The 17,227-nt window shown below is 60.5% G+C and carries 11 protein-coding genes and 1 tRNA gene; 4 read left to right on the forward strand and 8 right to left on the reverse strand.

Annotation, left to right across the window (positions count from 1 at the left end):
• Positions 1-12 precede the first annotated feature (12 nt).
• Positions 13-1,512, forward strand: a complete 1,500-nt coding sequence (gene pyk / locus AB0O52_RS10345; protein ID WP_364537125.1) for a pyruvate kinase — start codon at positions 13-15, stop codon at positions 1,510-1,512.
• Positions 1,513-1,672: 160 nt separating this feature from the next.
• Here the strand turns inward: pyk and AB0O52_RS10350 are convergent, their stop codons facing one another.
• Positions 1,673-2,278 (reverse strand): response regulator, encoded by a 606-nt coding sequence (locus AB0O52_RS10350; RefSeq protein WP_028266834.1) that lies wholly within the window; start codon positions 2,276-2,278, stop codon positions 1,673-1,675.
• Between the two features lie 196 nt (positions 2,279-2,474).
• On the opposite strand from AB0O52_RS10350, the gene AB0O52_RS10355 reads away from it, so the two are divergent.
• A tRNA-Leu gene (locus tag AB0O52_RS10355) sits at positions 2,475-2,556 on the forward strand.
• 1,470 nt (positions 2,557-4,026) lie between these two features.
• Here the strand turns inward: AB0O52_RS10355 and AB0O52_RS10360 are convergent.
• The 5 genes from AB0O52_RS10360 to AB0O52_RS10380 form a co-directional block, all read right to left on the reverse strand.
• Positions 4,027-4,728 carry a dienelactone hydrolase family protein gene (locus AB0O52_RS10360; RefSeq protein WP_364537129.1) on the reverse strand — a complete coding sequence of 234 codons (702 nt, stop codon included), beginning with the start codon at positions 4,726-4,728 and terminating at the stop codon, positions 4,027-4,029.
• Between the two features lie 673 nt (positions 4,729-5,401).
• Entirely contained in the window at positions 5,402-5,785 is a 384-nt protein-coding gene (locus AB0O52_RS10365; RefSeq protein ID WP_364537132.1) for a nuclear transport factor 2 family protein, read from the reverse strand.
• 304 nt (positions 5,786-6,089) lie between these two features.
• Positions 6,090-9,332 carry a 2-oxoglutarate dehydrogenase E1 component gene (locus AB0O52_RS10370; protein ID WP_364537135.1) on the reverse strand — a complete coding sequence of 1,081 codons (3,243 nt, stop codon included), beginning with the start codon at positions 9,330-9,332 and terminating at the stop codon, positions 6,090-6,092.
• Between the two features lie 456 nt (positions 9,333-9,788).
• Positions 9,789-11,129 carry an MFS transporter gene (locus AB0O52_RS10375; RefSeq protein ID WP_364537138.1) on the reverse strand — a complete coding sequence of 447 codons (1,341 nt, stop codon included), beginning with the start codon at positions 11,127-11,129 and terminating at the stop codon, positions 9,789-9,791.
• Between the two features lie 54 nt (positions 11,130-11,183).
• A complete protein-coding gene (locus AB0O52_RS10380; RefSeq protein WP_364537141.1) occupies positions 11,184-11,954 on the reverse strand; it encodes an SDR family oxidoreductase in 771 nt (256 codons plus the stop codon).
• 602 nt (positions 11,955-12,556) lie between these two features.
• On the opposite strand from AB0O52_RS10380, the gene AB0O52_RS10385 reads away from it, so the two are divergent.
• Positions 12,557-13,966, forward strand: a complete 1,410-nt coding sequence (locus tag AB0O52_RS10385; protein WP_364537144.1) for an aldehyde dehydrogenase family protein — start codon at positions 12,557-12,559, stop codon at positions 13,964-13,966.
• Between the two features lie 308 nt (positions 13,967-14,274).
• Here the strand turns inward: AB0O52_RS10385 and AB0O52_RS10390 are convergent, their stop codons facing one another.
• Together AB0O52_RS10390 and AB0O52_RS10395 are read right to left on the reverse strand one after the other, a co-directional pair.
• A complete protein-coding gene (locus AB0O52_RS10390) occupies positions 14,275-15,153 on the reverse strand; it encodes a CoA ester lyase (RefSeq protein WP_364537147.1) in 879 nt (292 codons plus the stop codon).
• Positions 15,150-15,716, reverse strand: a complete 567-nt coding sequence (locus AB0O52_RS10395; RefSeq protein ID WP_364537150.1) for a MaoC family dehydratase — start codon at positions 15,714-15,716, stop codon at positions 15,150-15,152. Before AB0O52_RS10395 ends, AB0O52_RS10390 begins: the two co-directional genes overlap by 4 nt.
• Before the next feature lie 221 nt (positions 15,717-15,937).
• Here AB0O52_RS10395 and AB0O52_RS10400 point away from each other — a divergent pair, with 221 nt between their 5' ends.
• Positions 15,938-17,113 (forward strand): acyl-CoA dehydrogenase family protein, encoded by a 1,176-nt coding sequence (locus tag AB0O52_RS10400; RefSeq protein WP_364537153.1) that lies wholly within the window; start codon positions 15,938-15,940, stop codon positions 17,111-17,113.
• Positions 17,114-17,227: the final 114 nt, after the last annotated feature.

Below are 17,227 nucleotides of genomic sequence, written 5' to 3' on the forward strand. Positions count from 1 at the left end.
TAGGGTAGGTATATGAGACGCGCAAAAATCGTGGCAACGTTCGGACCGGCAATTTCCAGCTTTGACAACACCCTCGCGGTGCTGGAAGCCGGCGTCGACGTCGCCCGCATGAACATGAGCCATGGCGACTACTCGGTACACGACACCACGTACGAGAACGTCCGCAAAGCCGCCGCCCAGCTTCACAAGCCGGTTGCCATCATGGCTGACCTGCAGGGCCCGAAGATCCGCCTGGGTCGATTTGTCGACGGTCCCCACGAACTCGCCGTCGGTGACACTTTCACCATCACCACCGAGGACGTCCCGGGTACCAAGGACATCTGCTCCACCACGCTCAAGAGCCTGACCGAAGACGTCAACATCGGCGATGCACTGCTGATCGACGACGGCAAGGTTGCCCTTCGCGCCATCGAGGTTGACGACGTCAAGGTGGTCGCCACGGTGACCGTCGGCGGCTGGGTGTCCAACAACAAGGGCATCAACCTGCCCGGCGTTGCCGTCAACGTCCCCGCCTTGAGCGAAAAGGACGAGGATGATCTCCGCTGGGCCTTGAAGCGCGGTGTCGACCTGGTGGCACTGTCCTTCGTCCGTGATGCCTCCGACATCAAGCGCGTGCACGAAATCATGGACGAAGAAGGCCGGCGTGTGCCGGTCATCGCCAAGATCGAGAAGCCGCAGGCAGTGGACCAGCTCCACGAAATCATCGACGCCTTCGACGCCATCATGGTTGCCCGTGGCGACCTTGGCGTGGAACTCCCGCTCGAGGAAGTGCCGATCGTGCAGAAGCGCGCCATTGAACTGGCCCGGCGTTGGGCCAAGCCGGTCATCGTGGCCACCCAGGTGCTCGAATCGATGATCGACAACCCGCGCCCGACCCGTGCCGAGGCTTCGGACTGCGCCAACGCAGTGCTCGACGGCGCCGACGCAGTCATGCTTTCGGGCGAGACCAGCGTGGGCAAGTACCCGATCGAAACGGTCAAGACCATGGCCCGCATCATCGAGTCCACCGAAGAACACGGTCTTGAGCGCGTTCCTCCGCTCGGTACCAAGCCCAAGACCCGCGGTGGCGCCATCACGCGTGCCGCCGTCGAAATCGCCGACCAGCTGGACGCGAAGTACATCTGTACTTTCACCCAGTCCGGGGACTCGGCCCGCCGGCTGTCCCGCCTGCGTCCCGTCAAGCCGGTTTTCGCCTTCACCCCGGTGGAGCACGTCTGGAACCAGTTGGCGCTGACCTGGGGCATCCAGCCCGTCCTGGTCCCCATGGTGGGCCACACTGACGCCATGACGGCCCAGGTGGACCGCAGCCTCCTCGAGATGAAGATCGTGGAGAACGGCGACCTCGTGGTCATCGCGGCCGGTTCGCCTCCCGGACAGGCTGGTTCCACGAACTCGCTCAAGGTCCACAAGGTGGGCGACCTCGCGGACACCTCCCGCGTGGAAGAGGCCGCAGCCCGCAAGGAAAAGGTCGGACCGTGGCCGGAAAAGAAGAAGGCCAAGTCGAAGGCCTGATTCTTTTAGCGCTGTTAGGAGGCTCCGCCGTTTGGCGGGGCCTCCTTTGTCTTGTTTTGCGGGCGTGGGTGGTTCGTGGGCGCGGGGCCGGGGCGTATCGCTGCAGGTGACGACGAAGGGCGCCGCTTCCAGCGGAAGCGGCGCCCTTCGCGGGGGAGTGCTAGTTGACCTGGTTGATGATGGTTTCGGCGACCTCGCGCATGCTGAGGCGGCGGTCCATGGAGGTCTTCTGGATCCACCGGAATGCTTCCGGCTCCGTGAGACCCATCTTGGTGGTCAGGAGGCTCTTGGCGCGCTCTACAAGCTTGCGCGTGGCGAACTGCTCCTGAAGGTCGGACACTTCGTTTTCGAGCGCCTTGATCTCCTCGTGGCGGGACAAGGCGATCTCGATTGCGGGGATCAGGTCGGCCGGAGTGAAAGGCTTGACGACGTACGCCATGGCGCCGGCGTCGCGGGCGCGCTCCACGAGCTCCTTCTGGCTGAACGCCGTGAGGAGGACCACGGGGGCGATCCTCGCCTTGACGATCTTCTCCGCAGCAGAGATGCCGTCCATGACAGGCATCTTGACGTCCATGAGAACCAGATCCGGCTTCAGTTCCTCGGCCAGCTGGACTGCCTTCTCACCGTTGTCGGCCTCACCGACAACGTCGTAACCTTCGCCCTTCAAGATCTCGATGATGTCCAGGCGGATGAGGGTCTCATCCTCTGCGACAACTACTCGGCGTGCCGGCTGGGATGCGGGCTTGGACTCCGTCTGTTCTGACACGGGATCTCCTTCAAGACGTACGGCGGGTTCTCAACCATCTTAGTTGCACCCGGTCCCTGCGTATGATTTATTGCCCGGCCGAGCCGGTTCTGGAAATTAGCCTATCTGCATGTAGAGTAGTTTCGCGCACTGCAACAGGGAGCGTTGAGTTCTGTGAAGAGCTCGACGTCGGTTAGTCTTGTTTCGGTGTTTCCGCGCCCGAGTGGCGGAATTGGCAGACGCGCCGCACTCAAAATGCGGTATCGAAAGGTGTGTGGGTTCGAGTCCCACCTCGGGCACAGCATTCCCCCTCGTCAGAGGGGTTTTTGCTTTAACGTGTGTACAAAGCTTGTGGTGGCGTCCCTCTGACGCTAAGTTCGCGGGCTTTGGCCTGGCCGCTGCTGTGGCCTATTCAGGTGTGTGGGTGACGGGTTCAGGGCCCTGGCTGGTGGGCCTCCCGCCTGTTACTACGGCAGCTTCTTGGCGAACTGTCCAGGCCACTGGATCCGAGTGTATTCGAGGACCCTCTCCAGGGTCAGAACCTCCGGCCCGTGAAGGTGGACCTGATCGCCCAGCTTGAAGGCGCGGCGGAGGCTGCGAGTTTAGACCTCGCGCGCACAGACCGATGGCTGAAGCCATCGCAGCCGCGAACAACTCATCGAGCGTGCAATGCGCCGCGAGCAACGAAGCCGCCTTTTCGCCGATTCCCGCTTTGGCAGGACAAACCCACAGGCACAGACTCTTGCTTAGGACTCGAAGTAGCTCTCCAGGAGACTTCCGCGCCAAAGCCGGTTTCATCACGTTGTACCCGGCTCCCCGAACCATGAACGGGTGTTGGTCACCCACGACCAACTAGACAGAACCGGAACGAGGAACCCCAAAACCCCACCCCAGAGTGGGTGATACTGGCTGCCGACGGCGGGCGCCGTTCGCGGTTAATCCGAGTCCTCGAGAATTATGATGAGGTCCAGCGTACAGACGCTGAAATCCATTTCGACTTGCGCCCGAGTAGCTTCCTGTCTCCTCTGGTTGGGCCGGCTGGTAGTTGAGTGGGCGTCAATACCCAGGCCTGATACTGGTAAGGCGAAACGGCGGCGAAACTGCCTGCCTTGGAGACGCCGACCGGGGCATGGTTCCTTTCCCCGGCTTCGACAATGTGTTGCTCAGGTATCACAAGTTGTGCGAGATGGTGGGGGATTCGTGTTATTCAGACTGGCAGGTCGCCCTGTCGGAAGTTCAGGGGATTTACCTGATCACCGACTCCACTAACGGCAAGCAGTACATCTGAAAGGCCGACTGCGCTGAGCGAGTCCTCGGCCGGTGGACAGCCTATGCACGAGACGGTCACGGCAGGAACCTCGCCCTGCGCCAGCTTGCATACGACAGCGCAGTTGGCGAGGCCATAAGGACTGGGAAAGACCATGCCCGCACTTCGTCTTCAGGCCTCTGCACGGGTTCGGGCCGAGCACACCTTCGTCGGAGGTAGATTCGGCCAAGTCCCATTACAAGGACCCTGATGACACGTAAGTTCGGCCTCAACCGGAACTGATCGAGCCATAAGCCGGTGGCGGACAGTGAAATACGCTGTCCCATGAAGAAGAGGTCAGGAGTTTCGAAACTCCATAGCTCCACAGCGAAGGCCTGCGGAAACGCGGGGTTGGGGGCGTTCTTGTGCAGGAAACGAGTCCAACCCGACGTTCTGGGATGAAAACTCACGACAGGAGGTGGCGATTTTCAGAAGATGAGCCGGCGCATTCTACTTCGGGACACTAGCGAAGGCGCTCCGCGAAATGGTCCTCGATGCGCTGCCACGTTTTGGGCGCGGCGGCCGGATTCGGTTTGATGCCCAGGATCCGCGTAAGGGGGATCGGCGATCGAGGCACTACCGCTACGTCGTTGATGAACGCGGGACGAGCGGCTTCCCTGATTTCATTCTCGAGGTCGAGCATGATCGGGACCGTCTCCAACTTCGCCGCGGCCCCGGGTAGTGTCTGGTCATCATGACCATAATTGGCCAATACGGGGCAAGCGTCCTCCAGTTCGTCCGGCAAGTCGCCATAGTTCGCGGAGGCAGCATCGAGGCCGTCGGTGGTCCCGAGCAAGGCGAACCCCCCACCCAGGCAAAATCCTATGACCCCCACGTTCCCGGTGCATCTGTCGTCACGGCGGAGCCAGGACCGTGCCGTAACGATGTCCGCGAAGGCCCGGCCCGTCCCGGACGCCAACGAACGCATGGTCGACACGAGGCAGCCGCTCGCACTATCGTCACTCTCGACACCGACGGCAAGCGTCAGGTATCCCGCCACCGCGAGCCGGTGCGCGTGGCGGCGCATTATGTAGTCGAGCCCGAAGCCTTCATGGATGAGAACGAGTCCGGGGAATGGTCCGGTCCCGGCAGGCTTGGCTAGGTAGCACTGTAGTGTGCGGGAACCGCCGGCCGCCGCGCTCTGAGCGCTCAAATCAACCTGCATAGTGCCCGGATCCACTCCTTTGATTAAACCGGCGGCGGGACCTGCTTGCCGGTTGTTGTGCTGGATGGTCTCGGCACGGCATGATTGAGGACGGTTGCTGGCATGACGGTGTCATGTGGTGAGTAGGAAACTAATGGCTTCTCGCTCGTCCATGGCTTTTGTAGCCCGCGGCGGAGTCCTCGAGCGAGAGGTGAGATCCAAGACCTTGCCGGCATTTATTATGCGGTCCAAGAGGAGTTGGATTAGTTCGAGAAGGAACCAGCGGACGGCAGCGATGCCTCATGCGAGTTGGACTCCGGCAGCGAACAGGTCCATCGGATCCAGTTGTGCACGCACCGGGACACCATCGTAGCCGACGTGGCCGCCGTCTCCGGAGGCGTACATAATCACTCCGCGCATGACAGCCTTCCTTCTCTATTGGATGATCTTTTTGCCTGCGTGTGAGTCAGGTGAGGCAGGCAGACTGCATGTGGACCGGGCCGGTTGGCGGCAGGCGCGGCGCGGTTCGAGTGCAAGCCCTAGTCGGCCCTTCGACGCTTCAAACAGCCCGGACCCGTTTTCTGGGAGGCCCTCTTAGTCCCCCAGCAATCGAATAAACGGTAGCTCAGGTGTGCCATCAGAATCCGTCGGCATTTTCCTGCAATCGCGGGAATCGACGACTTCGTCTGGCGTATTAGGGCTGGGGGGTTGATTGGTAGGCGATAAACTTCCAAGAGTCCGCTTCATTTACCCATACCGCAAGCGCAGTACACTTCAGCGTCATGGGTGCGCCATTAATGGTCAGGTCCGCGCTCATCCGGAGCATGACCAGCGCTGTATTGCCGATGATTGTGACTTTTTCGCTCTTGTGGTCTATCCGGTGGTACCTCAGAGCACCCGTCCGGAGCTTATCGGTATAGGCCCGCAAGGAATCTCTGTCGCCGCTGGAATGGGAGTACACGAGCCCGGGGTGACACAATTCTTCGAAGGTTGCCAGATCTCCGGAGAGAACCGCGCTGTAGCGTTGGTCTTCGAGACTCTCAATGAGGGCTTCTGGATTTGTGGCTAATGCAGCCATGGCTTGTCCTTTAATGGAGAGGGGAAGCAACGGTGGCGCCCGGCAGGGAGCTCACCCCCTGCCTTAGGGAATGGCGAAACGCCGTTTCCCGGTCCGGCGAGAATAGCGATGTCGAAGGGGGCGCCCCATGGCTGACTTTGAAGCTGGCCCAGTCCTGCCGATGAGGCCATCGTCGTCTTCAAGAGTGGAAATGCGCGCATGTCTGGTTCCTTTACTGAGTCAGGCGTTGCCGGGACTCTTACCGCCTGACCTGCGTCTCTGGCTCGCCTATCCCCCTCGGCCGATTGGGAGGAGGTTCGAATGACTACCCGATGCGGAAGTCGACGGCGCCAGCCTGGGTCGCCGCCGCCAACAAGCGTTCCTGGGCTGCTTTGTGCTCGGATGAGTAGCCTTCGGCGGGGGATGCTGCCTCTGGCCTGCCCACGTAACCGAGGCGGAACCGGCCTAGGCCCATCTTGAGGAGCCTGGGCAGGACGAAGCTCCATGGACCCATGTTCTCGGGCTCTTCCTGAACCCAGACGATCTCTTCCAGCTCACCGGCGGCCGCCACTTCCCTCATGATCTCTTCGTGGGGGAACGGGTACAGCTGTTCGATGCGGAGCAGCCGAACGCCATCACCCAGACGTTCTTTGGCCTCCACGCCGACCTTGCCGGATGACAGAAGGAGGCGGCGGGTCTCGTCACTACGCGCCCCTGTTGCCAGGACGGGGTGGTAGGCCCCTGCGGTGAGGTCCTCAACTGCCGACTTCGCAGACTCGGCCCTCAGCAATGACTTGGGTGTGAAGATAATGTGCGGGCGCGGTTCGTCTATTGCTGCGGCGTGGACCAGTGCGTTGAAGTACTGGGCTGCAGTGGTGGGAACGAGGATGCGGGCATTGTCGCGCGCAGCCAACTGGAGGAATCGCTCTAGGCGGGCCGAGGAGTGCTCTGGCCCGGCACCCTCCCAGCCGTGGGGCAGCAGCGCCACGAAGCGGCTCTCGCGGCCCCACTTGTCGCGTCCGGCCATGATGAACTGGTCGAAGATGACCTGGGCTACGTTCACGAAGTCACCGAACTGTGCCTCCCACACCTGCATGGAACTTGTGTTCGTCCGGCCGTAGCCGTACTCGAAGCCCACCGTGGCCACCTCGGTCAAGGGGGTATTAGCCACTAGGAAGGGCGCGCCGCCAAACGTCAACCGCTCCGCCTTGTCTCCAGTTTGGGTATCGTGAACCACGATGTGCCTGTGGCTGAACGTTCCACGCTCCACATCCTCGCCCGTAAGCCGGAGGGGGATTCCGGCCTCATTGATGAGCTTAAGGGCAAGCAGCTCTGCCTGGCCCCAGTCAATCAAGAAGTTCTGGTCACGCATAGAGCGCTTCTTGTCGAACTGTTTAATTAGCTTCGGGTGGATGGCTACGTCGTTGCGGGACTGTTCAGAAAGGTCGAGGACCTCGGAGACCCAGGACGGGGAGAGGGATCGTAGCTTGTCGTGGACGTCGGGCCGGGACTCGAATTTCTGATTGACCACTGAGTTGAGATCAAAGACCCGGGCTTTGTCCAGCGCCGCCACAAGGTGGGTTCTGGCTGTGGCCCGAGTGTCGGCAATGTAGGTGTCCGTCACTAGCCCTGCCGCCGCCAGAGTGGACGCGTAGATCTCGTGCACGGGAGGGTGCTCGTCAATGTCGCTGTAGTAGACGGGCTGGGTGTAGCGCGGCTCGTCGGTTTCGTTGTGGCCAAAGCGCCGGTAACCCTGGACGTGGATCACGATGTCCGTTCCAAACCGCTCGCGGTATTCGAAGGCGATCTTGGCCGCCACGAGGTTAGCGTCGACGTCGTCAGCGTCGGTATGAATGACGGGGACGTCGAAGCCTCGGATGACGTCGGATGGCCAGGACGTTGACCGGAGCTGGAAGGGAGTAGCCGTGAAGCCCAGCCTGTTGTCCTGCACGATATGGATCGTTCCGCCCACGTTGTACGGTTCGAGCCGCTGCAGGTTGAAAGTTTCGTAGACAACTCCCTGGCCCGTGAAGGCGGCGTCTCCGTGGAGCAGGACGGGGAGCACTTTACGGCGTGCCTCCTGAGGCGACATGCCCTGCGCAATGAGGTGATCCTGCTTGGCCTTCGCGGCTCCGAGGGCCACTGGGGACACGAATTCGAGGTGGCTGGGGTTGTGTTCCAGCATGACGCCGAGGGATGATCCGTCAATGTCGGTAAACGTGCCGCTACCACCCAGATGCTGCCGGACATCGCCGGAACGCGCTTGAGGTGTTGAGTGGGCGGTGGGAAGGAACTCGGCCAGGATCCGCTCCACAGGCCAGTTGAGTATGTGGGCCATAATGCTTAGTCGGCCACGGTGGGCCATGCCCAGCACAGTTTCTGTGTAGCCCTTCCCTGCGGCCTGTCCGGCCATTTCAGCCAACGCAAGCACCGTGGATTCGAGGCCTTGAACGGACAGTGTCTTCTGCCCGAGGAACTGGGTCTGCAGGTATGTTTCGAAGACGTCGATCTCGGTTGCTAGCCTGAGTGCCTGAACTCGTCGGTCGGCGGCGGGCTGTGGAGTTCCATGCCTGATCAGGTCACCAAGCCAGGTGCGGGTTTCCGGATCGGACAGGTGCGCGAACTCGACTTCGACGCCGTCGGGCAGCCAAGAGCCTTCGTCGCGAGCGCGAACGGGCTCGAGCCGGGCGACCGCCGTACTAGCCGCGCCGTTGAACTCTGCCAGCCGCACGGCGCCGTTGGACGGTGAAGATGCTGGGAGTTCAAGCAACGGATCCGGCTCGTTTTGAAGTATCTCGTGCTCCAGCTGCGTAAGGAACTCCTGCGACCGGAGGAGTCTTTCTACAGCCCCGAGGAAGCTGCCGGAGTCCGCTCCCTGAATGGCACGGTGGTCATAGGTTGAAGACAAAGTCAGCACGGGGTCCACGGGGTGGGTGGCGGCCAGTTTTTCGAGCCCGGCAGGGACACCGATGGCTCCGGCAGCAACGATGATGCCTGGACCGGCAGGAAGCAGGGGGACACCTGTTGTGGAACCAAAGCGGCCAGTGCTGGTAAGGATGAGGGACGCCCCCCGCAGCTTCGCGACGGCGATAGTGCCGGCCCTGCACTCGCCGGAAAGCTTGCCAAGAAGCTCAACCAGTTCCGGAAAGGTGAGACTGGCTGCGTCTTGGATGACCGGCACCATGATGGAGTGCCCGTCCGAGGTTTTGACGTCGACCGCAACTCCGAGATTGACGGCGCCCTCTTCCACAAGCACGAGATCGGAACCGTCATTCTCAATGCGCCGACGCACCGCGGCAACCTGATGCTGAGCAGCCCGGGCCATTGCGGTCGCGAGCACGGCCGCAATAGGAACGTTGAACCCCTGGCCGCGGAGCCTTTCGCGCCACTCCATGAGCGCCGAGACCTCGAACGTCCTCATGGTTGACGCGGTAGGGACGCTGAGGCTTGCCTGCATATTGCGGGCCATCGCAGCGCCCCTGCCTCGCAGGACTCTGCGGGAGTCGCCTTCCGGTGTGGATCCGGATTGTCTCGGGGTGGAACCGGAAGTACTGGTGTTTTGAAGCATCTCTTATCTTTCGCGCAGTGCTCTTGGTGTCAGTGCCTCGGGAGTGTGCCGTGAATAAGGCGCTAGCTAGGCATCGAAGACGATATATTCAATACTCTCTGTTATGGATCAGCCTCACCAATACCCATTTGTGATACGTCCATATCGTGCTGCTATCCCGTAAATTGGGGCGGCTGCGGTCTCTTCTGTACCGGCTGCCGGATGCGGTAAGGGCAGCGCACATTATGTGCCGTGCCTGACCGTACACACCACATGTGACACAAACGCTTTCCCCAATGAGGCTGCCGGACCCGTGCAAGCGCCGGGACAACCGATGATGCGCAACTGCTCCTGCCGAACAAGCGGGAAGGGGCAGCGAATCTTCGATCTTCGCCGCCCCTCCTGGATCACAGGCTTCCTTCGTAGCTCGTATCTTCAAATTCGGCGAATCGCGTTTTGGTTCAGTGAGGCACCAATTTATCCAAGATCTTCAAGTCGCACTTTGTGCGTTTCCTTCGAGAAGAAGACCACGAAGGCGGTTGCTATGCACGTGATCGCGACGATGATTGGCGCAGCCATCCAGTTGTCCCTCGTGACGAACGCCGTGGCAACGGCTGGCACAAAGCCGACCACCACAATGCCTGCGTTGAAGCCCACTGCTGACGCAGAGTATCGAACACGCACGTCGAACAGTTCACCGGAGAACGTTTGACTAACGGCGTTCACGGCCGCGTAGAAGATAGAGAAAGCGCCAATAATTGATACGAATATCATTGGAATGTTGTGTGCGACGATGGCGGCGAAATAGGCGAATGTCATTACTGCAGAGGTAATAGCCCCGAATATGATCACCGGGCGGCGGCCGATACGATCGGAGAGAATCCCCCAAAAGGGTTGGAAGACGGCATTCAGTCCATATCCTGCGATGCAGGCCCAGATCATGGTGGTATAAGAAATCACGATCCCGAACTCAGGTCGAGTCGCAAAGGCCAGTCCGAACGTAAAAAGCATCGTGCCGATCGATGCGCTCGTCGTAAGCACGAGGACCTTGACAATGCCCCACGGGTAGCGACGGAGAGCGGTGAAGAGGGGAATCTTGACTTCCTGATGCTCCTCGACCACCTCATTGATGAAGATAACGGTCTCCTCGAGCTTCGTTCGCATAATTAGGGCGACGGCCACAACAATGGCACTGGCGAAGAAGGGGATACGCCAACCCCAGGAGAACAGGAGATCATGAGGGAGGGCCGCAATTGGTAGGAATGCGACGTTCGCGAGTACGAAACCGATCGAATTTCCTGACTGGGTAAACGACGTGTAGAACGCTCTCCTGCCGTGTGGGGCGGATTCCAGCGTGAGCGTACTGGCTCCAGTCGTTTCTGCTCCTGCTGACAATCCCTGAAAAAGTCTCATGACCACTAGAAGGACCGGCGCCAGAAGTCCAACCTGCTCATACGAAGGAAGGAAACCAATGGTAAATGTGGACAGCCCCATCAGCACGATTGTCATGACCAGGATGCGCTTGCGGCCGAACTTGTCGCCAAAATGCGCAAATATTACCGCGCCGGCCGGGCGCGCCACGTAACCAACACCGAGTGTGCCGAGAGAAAGCAACACTCCAGTGGCGGCGCTGGTGCCGCTCGGGAACATCATTGTGGGGAAGACGATTGCTGCAGCTAGAGAGTAAAGGAAGAAGTCGTAATATTCGAGAGCGCCACCTATCAGGGCCGATGCGGCAGCGCGACGTGCGCGAGACTTCTCAAGTTGAGTGCCGCCGGCCGATTTGGATATTTTGGTCATTGAATTTGTGCTAGCCACATTAGCTCCTTTGCTGAAGTGGTTGTATTTGGTTGGTAGTTATCCACATGCCTGCTACTCGGCAGTGCGTCCACCGTCAACAGGCACCACGGTTCCCAGGGTGAAGCTGGCCTCCGGCGAAGCGAGCCAGAGGACGGCGGAAGCAATCTCCTCAGGCCGGCCGAGGCGCCCAATCGGCTGCGTGACCTCCATGGCCGCGATCCCGTCCCGGCTACCACCGGTGACCACGTGTGCGAGCTCCGTATCAACTGGACCAGGGGCTACTGCGTTCACGCGGATGCCCTGACGCGCGTAGTCGAGACTCGCTGCCCTCGTTAGCCCCGCAACCGCGTGCTTCGCTGCCGTATAGAGGGCGAGGCCCCTCCGTCCGCGCAGCCCCGCACCCGATGCGGTGTTTACGATGGCACCACCGCCGCTCTTCAGGAGCGCCGGAATTTGGTATTTCATGCCGAGGAACACGCCGAGGGCGTTGGTCTCCATGATTAACCGCCATTCGTCGACAGTCGACTCGGCCAACGGGGTGGGCTTCTGGATCCGCCCGACGTTGTTAAAGGCGACATCGAGCCTTCCGAATGCCCCCATCGTCTCGTCGATGGCCGAGCGCACGTTGTCTTCCGATGTCACATCGACGTGTAGTGTGATGGCATCCCCACCTTCACTGCGGATACATTCGGCCGTCTCACTGTTTGCTTTGTCGTCGAAATCCGCGAGTGCGAGGCGGGCTCCCTCCCGGGCGAATGCGATTGCCGTTGCGCGGCCAATTCCCTTGCCGGCCCCTGTCACAAAGACGATCTTGCTTTCGAACCGGTTTGCTGACATCGACATCGACATCCTTTCTTGGCCAGAAAGTTTCTGCCCATCAACTACAGTCGGTCATTCGTTTATGCCCACTGCAGGAGTGGGCCGCGTCACAGTGGACACCCCATCGTGGAAGGTCATGTGGGGAAATGGCAAATGCCCGCTTGTGATGGCCTTATCACTGAATAACATTGGTCAAATGATCGCACTGCTCGCCAGTATGACTACTAAGACGTTTACCTGAGGCAATTGGAGCCCCGTTCCCGGAATTTATGCAGAATGCGCGACGGTTGTGTAACTGCGAGAACTGTGTGGTCCGGTGCTGGCGTTTGCTGCCGTGCGGACATCTGGCGTGGCCGGAGTTTTATGACGCCTATATTGACAGCACCACACCAGCGCAATTTTCCACGTGAGCCAATCACGAGGGACTGTGCTGCGGCATCCCGGGTGATTAGCCGCAGACTGTTCGGTCGCGAAGAGTAAACGTTAAAGGGCCCGGCGAAAGTGCTCGGCCGGCGAGCTTGCAAGAGAATTGGGTAACACGCATGACAGCGAACATGATGGGTATTCGGACGAACGTTGGGTACATCTCGACTGAGGGGGTGGTTACCCCGCGGGGCGGATACGTCATGCCGATCGAGAATCCCTCGACCGGACGGCAGATTGGCGAGCTCCACGAGGTTACGGCTGAGGAGCTCGACTGGATCGTCCAAGGTGCCCAGCAGGCCTACGAGTCGTCCTGGCGTCACACCCGTCCCGATGTCCGTGGGAAGCTGTTATCGGCATGGGCAGACCGCATCGCGGAACGTCGCGAGGAGCTCGTCGACATTGAAGTCGCTGACGTAGGGCATCTCCGTCAAGAAGTGCGTGCTGAGCTGGAATCATGTGAACGGACTCTTAGGTACTACGCAGGCATTGCAGACAAGATCGAGGGTCGTTCGTTTGCTCAGCTGCCAGAACGTCTCTCGTATGAATTGCGCGAGCCGTTCGGGGTGGTGGCAGGCATCAGCCCCTATAACGGAAACGCCAACTTTGTCGCAATGAAGGCGGGGCCTGCGTTGGCTGCGGGCAACTGCATCGTCATCAAGGCGCCGGAAGTCGCTCCCTTGCTTAACTTCAGGCTGGTGGAGCTCGCGCTCGAGGCGGGGTTCCCTCGCGGGGTCATCAATGTTGTCACCGGGCGCGGCGCAATCGTGGGACCGCTACTAAGTCAGCACGCAAACATCGGTATGGTCGCCTTTACCGGTGGCCCCGTTTCTGGTCGTGCAGTACTCACTCAGTCGGCCACCAACATCGTGCCAACGGTTCTAGAACTGGGAGGAAAGAGTCCGGCCATCCTGTTGCCGGATGCCGACTTGGAAACGGCAATCCCGTCAGTGCTTCACTCGAACTTTGCGAAGAGTGGTCAGAGTTGCGTGGCTGGTTCTCGTATCCTCGTGCATGAGTCAATCTATGGCCATGTTCTTGAAGAACTCGCGGCTCTGGCGAAAACCGTACGGGTCGGGCTTCCGGACCGGGAGTCTTCCCAAATGGGCACACTCATCAACCGGCAGCATCGGAGCAGAGTCGACGACCTTGTGCGACGATCGATCGAGAATGGAGCGAGCCTTTTGACGGGCGGTGCGCCGGCCGAAGACGGCGAACTCAGAGACGGCGCCTTCTATCAGCCGACTGTGCTGGGGGAGGTTTTTGATGATAACCCGGCTGCGACTGAGGAATTTTTCGGGCCCGTCGCAAGTGTGTTGTCGTATGGCAGCCTTGACGAAGCGCTTGCGCGTGCGAATAACACTCCGTTCGGCCTAAGTGCTCAGGTGTGGAGTAATGACGCTGGAGCGATCCAGTACCTTTCTAAGAATCTTGTCGCAGGCACGGTTTGGATCAACACCTACCGCTCGTTTCACCCTACGGTGCCGTTCGGAGGCATGAAGCAGAGCGGATTCGGCAAGGAGAACGGTTTTGATTCGGTGGCAATGTACACGCGCCAGAAGTCTGTGGTTTGGGATCTCTCGACAGACCGCCTCTTGCCCTACAACGACTAGTACGCAGTTCCGCCGTCGTCCGCCTCCGTCGGACAACGGCGGAACTGCGCCAGCAGGACACGGACGGAAGAGTACGACCGCCCTAGCAGCCTAAAGGCGTATCCTCTTGCGTGGCCTGGATCAGCGGCAGTTTGTGCCTATCGATCCTTCGGCATTGAGCATGGGATTTGGCCCGGGCAAAACATGAATGCGTCAAATGTACGGTGACTGCGCTCAGGACCATCAGTGACAATCTCTTTCGACTAAACCCTAGGGCCAGGGGCTTCCTTGTCGGCGACTGTAAACCGCTCCGTTGCGCGATTTAGCTGTCATTGCTCATTCCCTGCCCGCTGCAGGATACGTTTGGCCCGCTCAGTGACTGGGCGATCGATCATCTGTCCATCCACCTGCGCGGCAGCCCCTTCGGCGTCGACCACGGAGCGTGCCCACCTAATTTCGGCCTCCGTGGGTGCAAACGCCCCGTGCACGGTGGCTAGTTGAGCCGGATGGATGCACAATTTCCCGCCGAAGCCGAAGTTACGGGCGAGCCTGGCGGAATCGGCAACCCTGTTGATGTCAGTGATCTCGGTGGATGGGGAGTCCAGCGGGGCGGCAATGCCTGCCGCGCGGGATGCCAGGACCAGCTGTGCTCGGGCATGGTCCAAGAAGCGGTCTCCGCTGTCAGCGTTGATGTCCAACGCGAAGTCGATGGCACCGAAGGCCAGCCGGGTCACGCCAGACACGCTCGCCAGCTCCACTGAATTCACTACGCCGGCGGCCGACTCGATCAGCGGAACCAGCGCCAAGTGCCCCGGCATGTCTGCGCGCAGTTGCCGCAGGGCGACGGCGTCTTCCGACTTCGGCACTACGACGCCCAGTAATCCAGTTCCGGGCGCCTCGGCGGCCGCCAGCAGTGCCGTAATCTCAGCGTCATACTGATCCGAACCTTTCGGGTTCACGCGCACCAAGGCGCGCACATGCCCGGTGCCGACATCGGGGGCAATTGCCTTCAGCACCGAGGCTAGCGCGCTAGCCTTTGCATCCTGGGCGACGGCGTCTTCGAGATCGATGATCACGACGCCGGGACCTGCGGCGATTGCCTTCTCGAACCGCTCCGGACGGTCGCCGGGGACGAACAGGGCGCTGACCGCTCTCGTCACCGCGTTCGTGTCGACGGCGGTTGTGTTGCTTCCGGCCGCGGCCGTCACCGGGCGTCCCCGATCAGCGGAAGGCTGGATTCCTCAGGCCGGGCGGACTCGACGCCAGGCAGATGACCGTGCCTGTACACCATGAAGGTGCGGCGGTAGCTGATGACGATCTTACTGTCCTGGTTGTAGCCTTCTGTGGCTACCGTGACCAAACCGAGGTTGGGGCGGGATTTGGATTCGCGGGTGGCGAGGACCTTAGAGCGTGAATATATGGTGTCCCCTTCAAAAACGGGATTGGGCATGCGGACCTCGTCCCAACCCATGTTTGCGAAGACGTTCATGGATAGATCGATCGTTGACTGGCCGGTTACCAGTGCGAGCGTGAAGGTGGAGTTGACCAGTGGCAGGCCAAACTCGGTGGCCTTGGCGAAATTTCGGTCCACGTGCGTCTTGGCCACGTTCTGCGTCATCAGCGTAAAGGACTGGTTGTCCACCTCTGTCACCGTCTTGCCGAACGGGTGGTAGTAGATGTCCCCGGGCGAGAAGTCCTCGAACAAACGGCCCGTCCAGCCCGGTACCACGCGGCTTTCCCCTGCTGGCCTCTGGGTTGCTTCTTCGGTCATCGGTGGTCTCCTCGATTCGCTGCACTCATCGGCCGAATGCCAGCCGATGAATCCCAATATATTCATGCCCCCACGTCAGTTTGGTTCGTTAGGACTCCAGAAGTCAAGGAATTTCAGTTTTCTCGAACTAACGCGGCGTCTCTTGTCATAGTTCAATATATTGCGTATCGTCGTTCCCCAGAGGTGACGGAGGTCGCCAGCAATGTTTCGAAGGAGCACCGATGCACACCCTGACTGCCGGGCTGGACCAGCTGCGCGCGAAGACCCGCCTTCTTTGCGAAGGCTTCCCCGACGAGTACTGGCGCGAGACGGACCGTAACCGCCGCTACCCGCAAGAGTTCGTGGATACATTGACTCAGGCCGGCCTGCTCTCCGCGCTAATCCCGGCCGAGTACGGCGGCTTGGGCCTGGGTTTGACCGAGGCCAGCGTGATCATGGAGGAAATCAACAAGTCCGGCGGCCACTCGGCGGCCTGCCACGCGCAGATGTACACCATGGGTGCCCTGCTGCGGCACGGCAACGCGGCGCAGAAGCAGATGTATCTGCCGCAGATCGCCGCCGGCTCGCTGCGGCTGCAGGCTTTCTCCATCACCGAGGACAAGGCGGGCTCGGACACCACAAGCATCGAGACCGCTGCGGTGCGCGACGGCGATGATTTCGTCATCACCGGGCACAAGAGCTGGACAAGCCGCATCGACGAATCGGACCTTCTCTTTGTCCTTGCCAGGACCTCCCAGAAACCGGAGGGCAAGGGCTCCGACAAAACCCACGGCCTGACACTGTTCCTGGTGGATATGCGCCAGGTCCGGGCGGAACAGCCTGATACCCTCGAGGTGGTCAAGGTTCGGACCATGTTCAACTACGCCACCAACCAAATCTTCTATCGTGGTATGCGTGTCCCAGAGTCAGCCGTGATCGGGGAGGTGGGCAAGGGCTTCCGCTACGTCATCGACGGCTGGAACGCCGAACGCATCCTCCTGGCCTCCGAAGCGATCGGCGACGGCTATTGGTTCACGAAGCGGGGCGTCGAGTACGCCAACAACCGTGAGGTGTTCGGTCGGAAGATCGGCAGCAACCAGGGCGTGCAGTTCCCAATCACCGATGCCTACATGAAGGTTCGGGCCGCGGACATGATGCGTTACGAGGCCGCTCGGCTCTTTGACGCCGGCGAACCCTGCGGCGCCGAGGCCAACATGGCCAAGCATCTAGCTTCCGAGGCCAGTTGGGCCGCCGCGAACGCCTGTCTGGACACCCACGGAGGCTACGGCTTTGTGGACGAATACGACGTCGAACGCAAGTTCCGCGAGACCCGTATGTTCCAGGTGGCTCCGGTCAACAACAACATGATCAAGAGCTTCGTGGCCACCAAGGTCCTGGGCCTCCCGCGCTCCTATTAAGGGCTCATACGGAGTGCACAGCCCTCCAGCACGTCTTATGTGAGGCGCACAGTGGTCGACGCCGCCTCACCGCACCGGGAAGGGGAACCATAGTTGCCTTCGTGGCAGGCGTCC

It is taken from the genome of Arthrobacter sp. NPDC080073, from assembly GCF_040686575.1.
GTDB lineage: Bacteria > Actinomycetota > Actinomycetes > Actinomycetales > Micrococcaceae > Arthrobacter.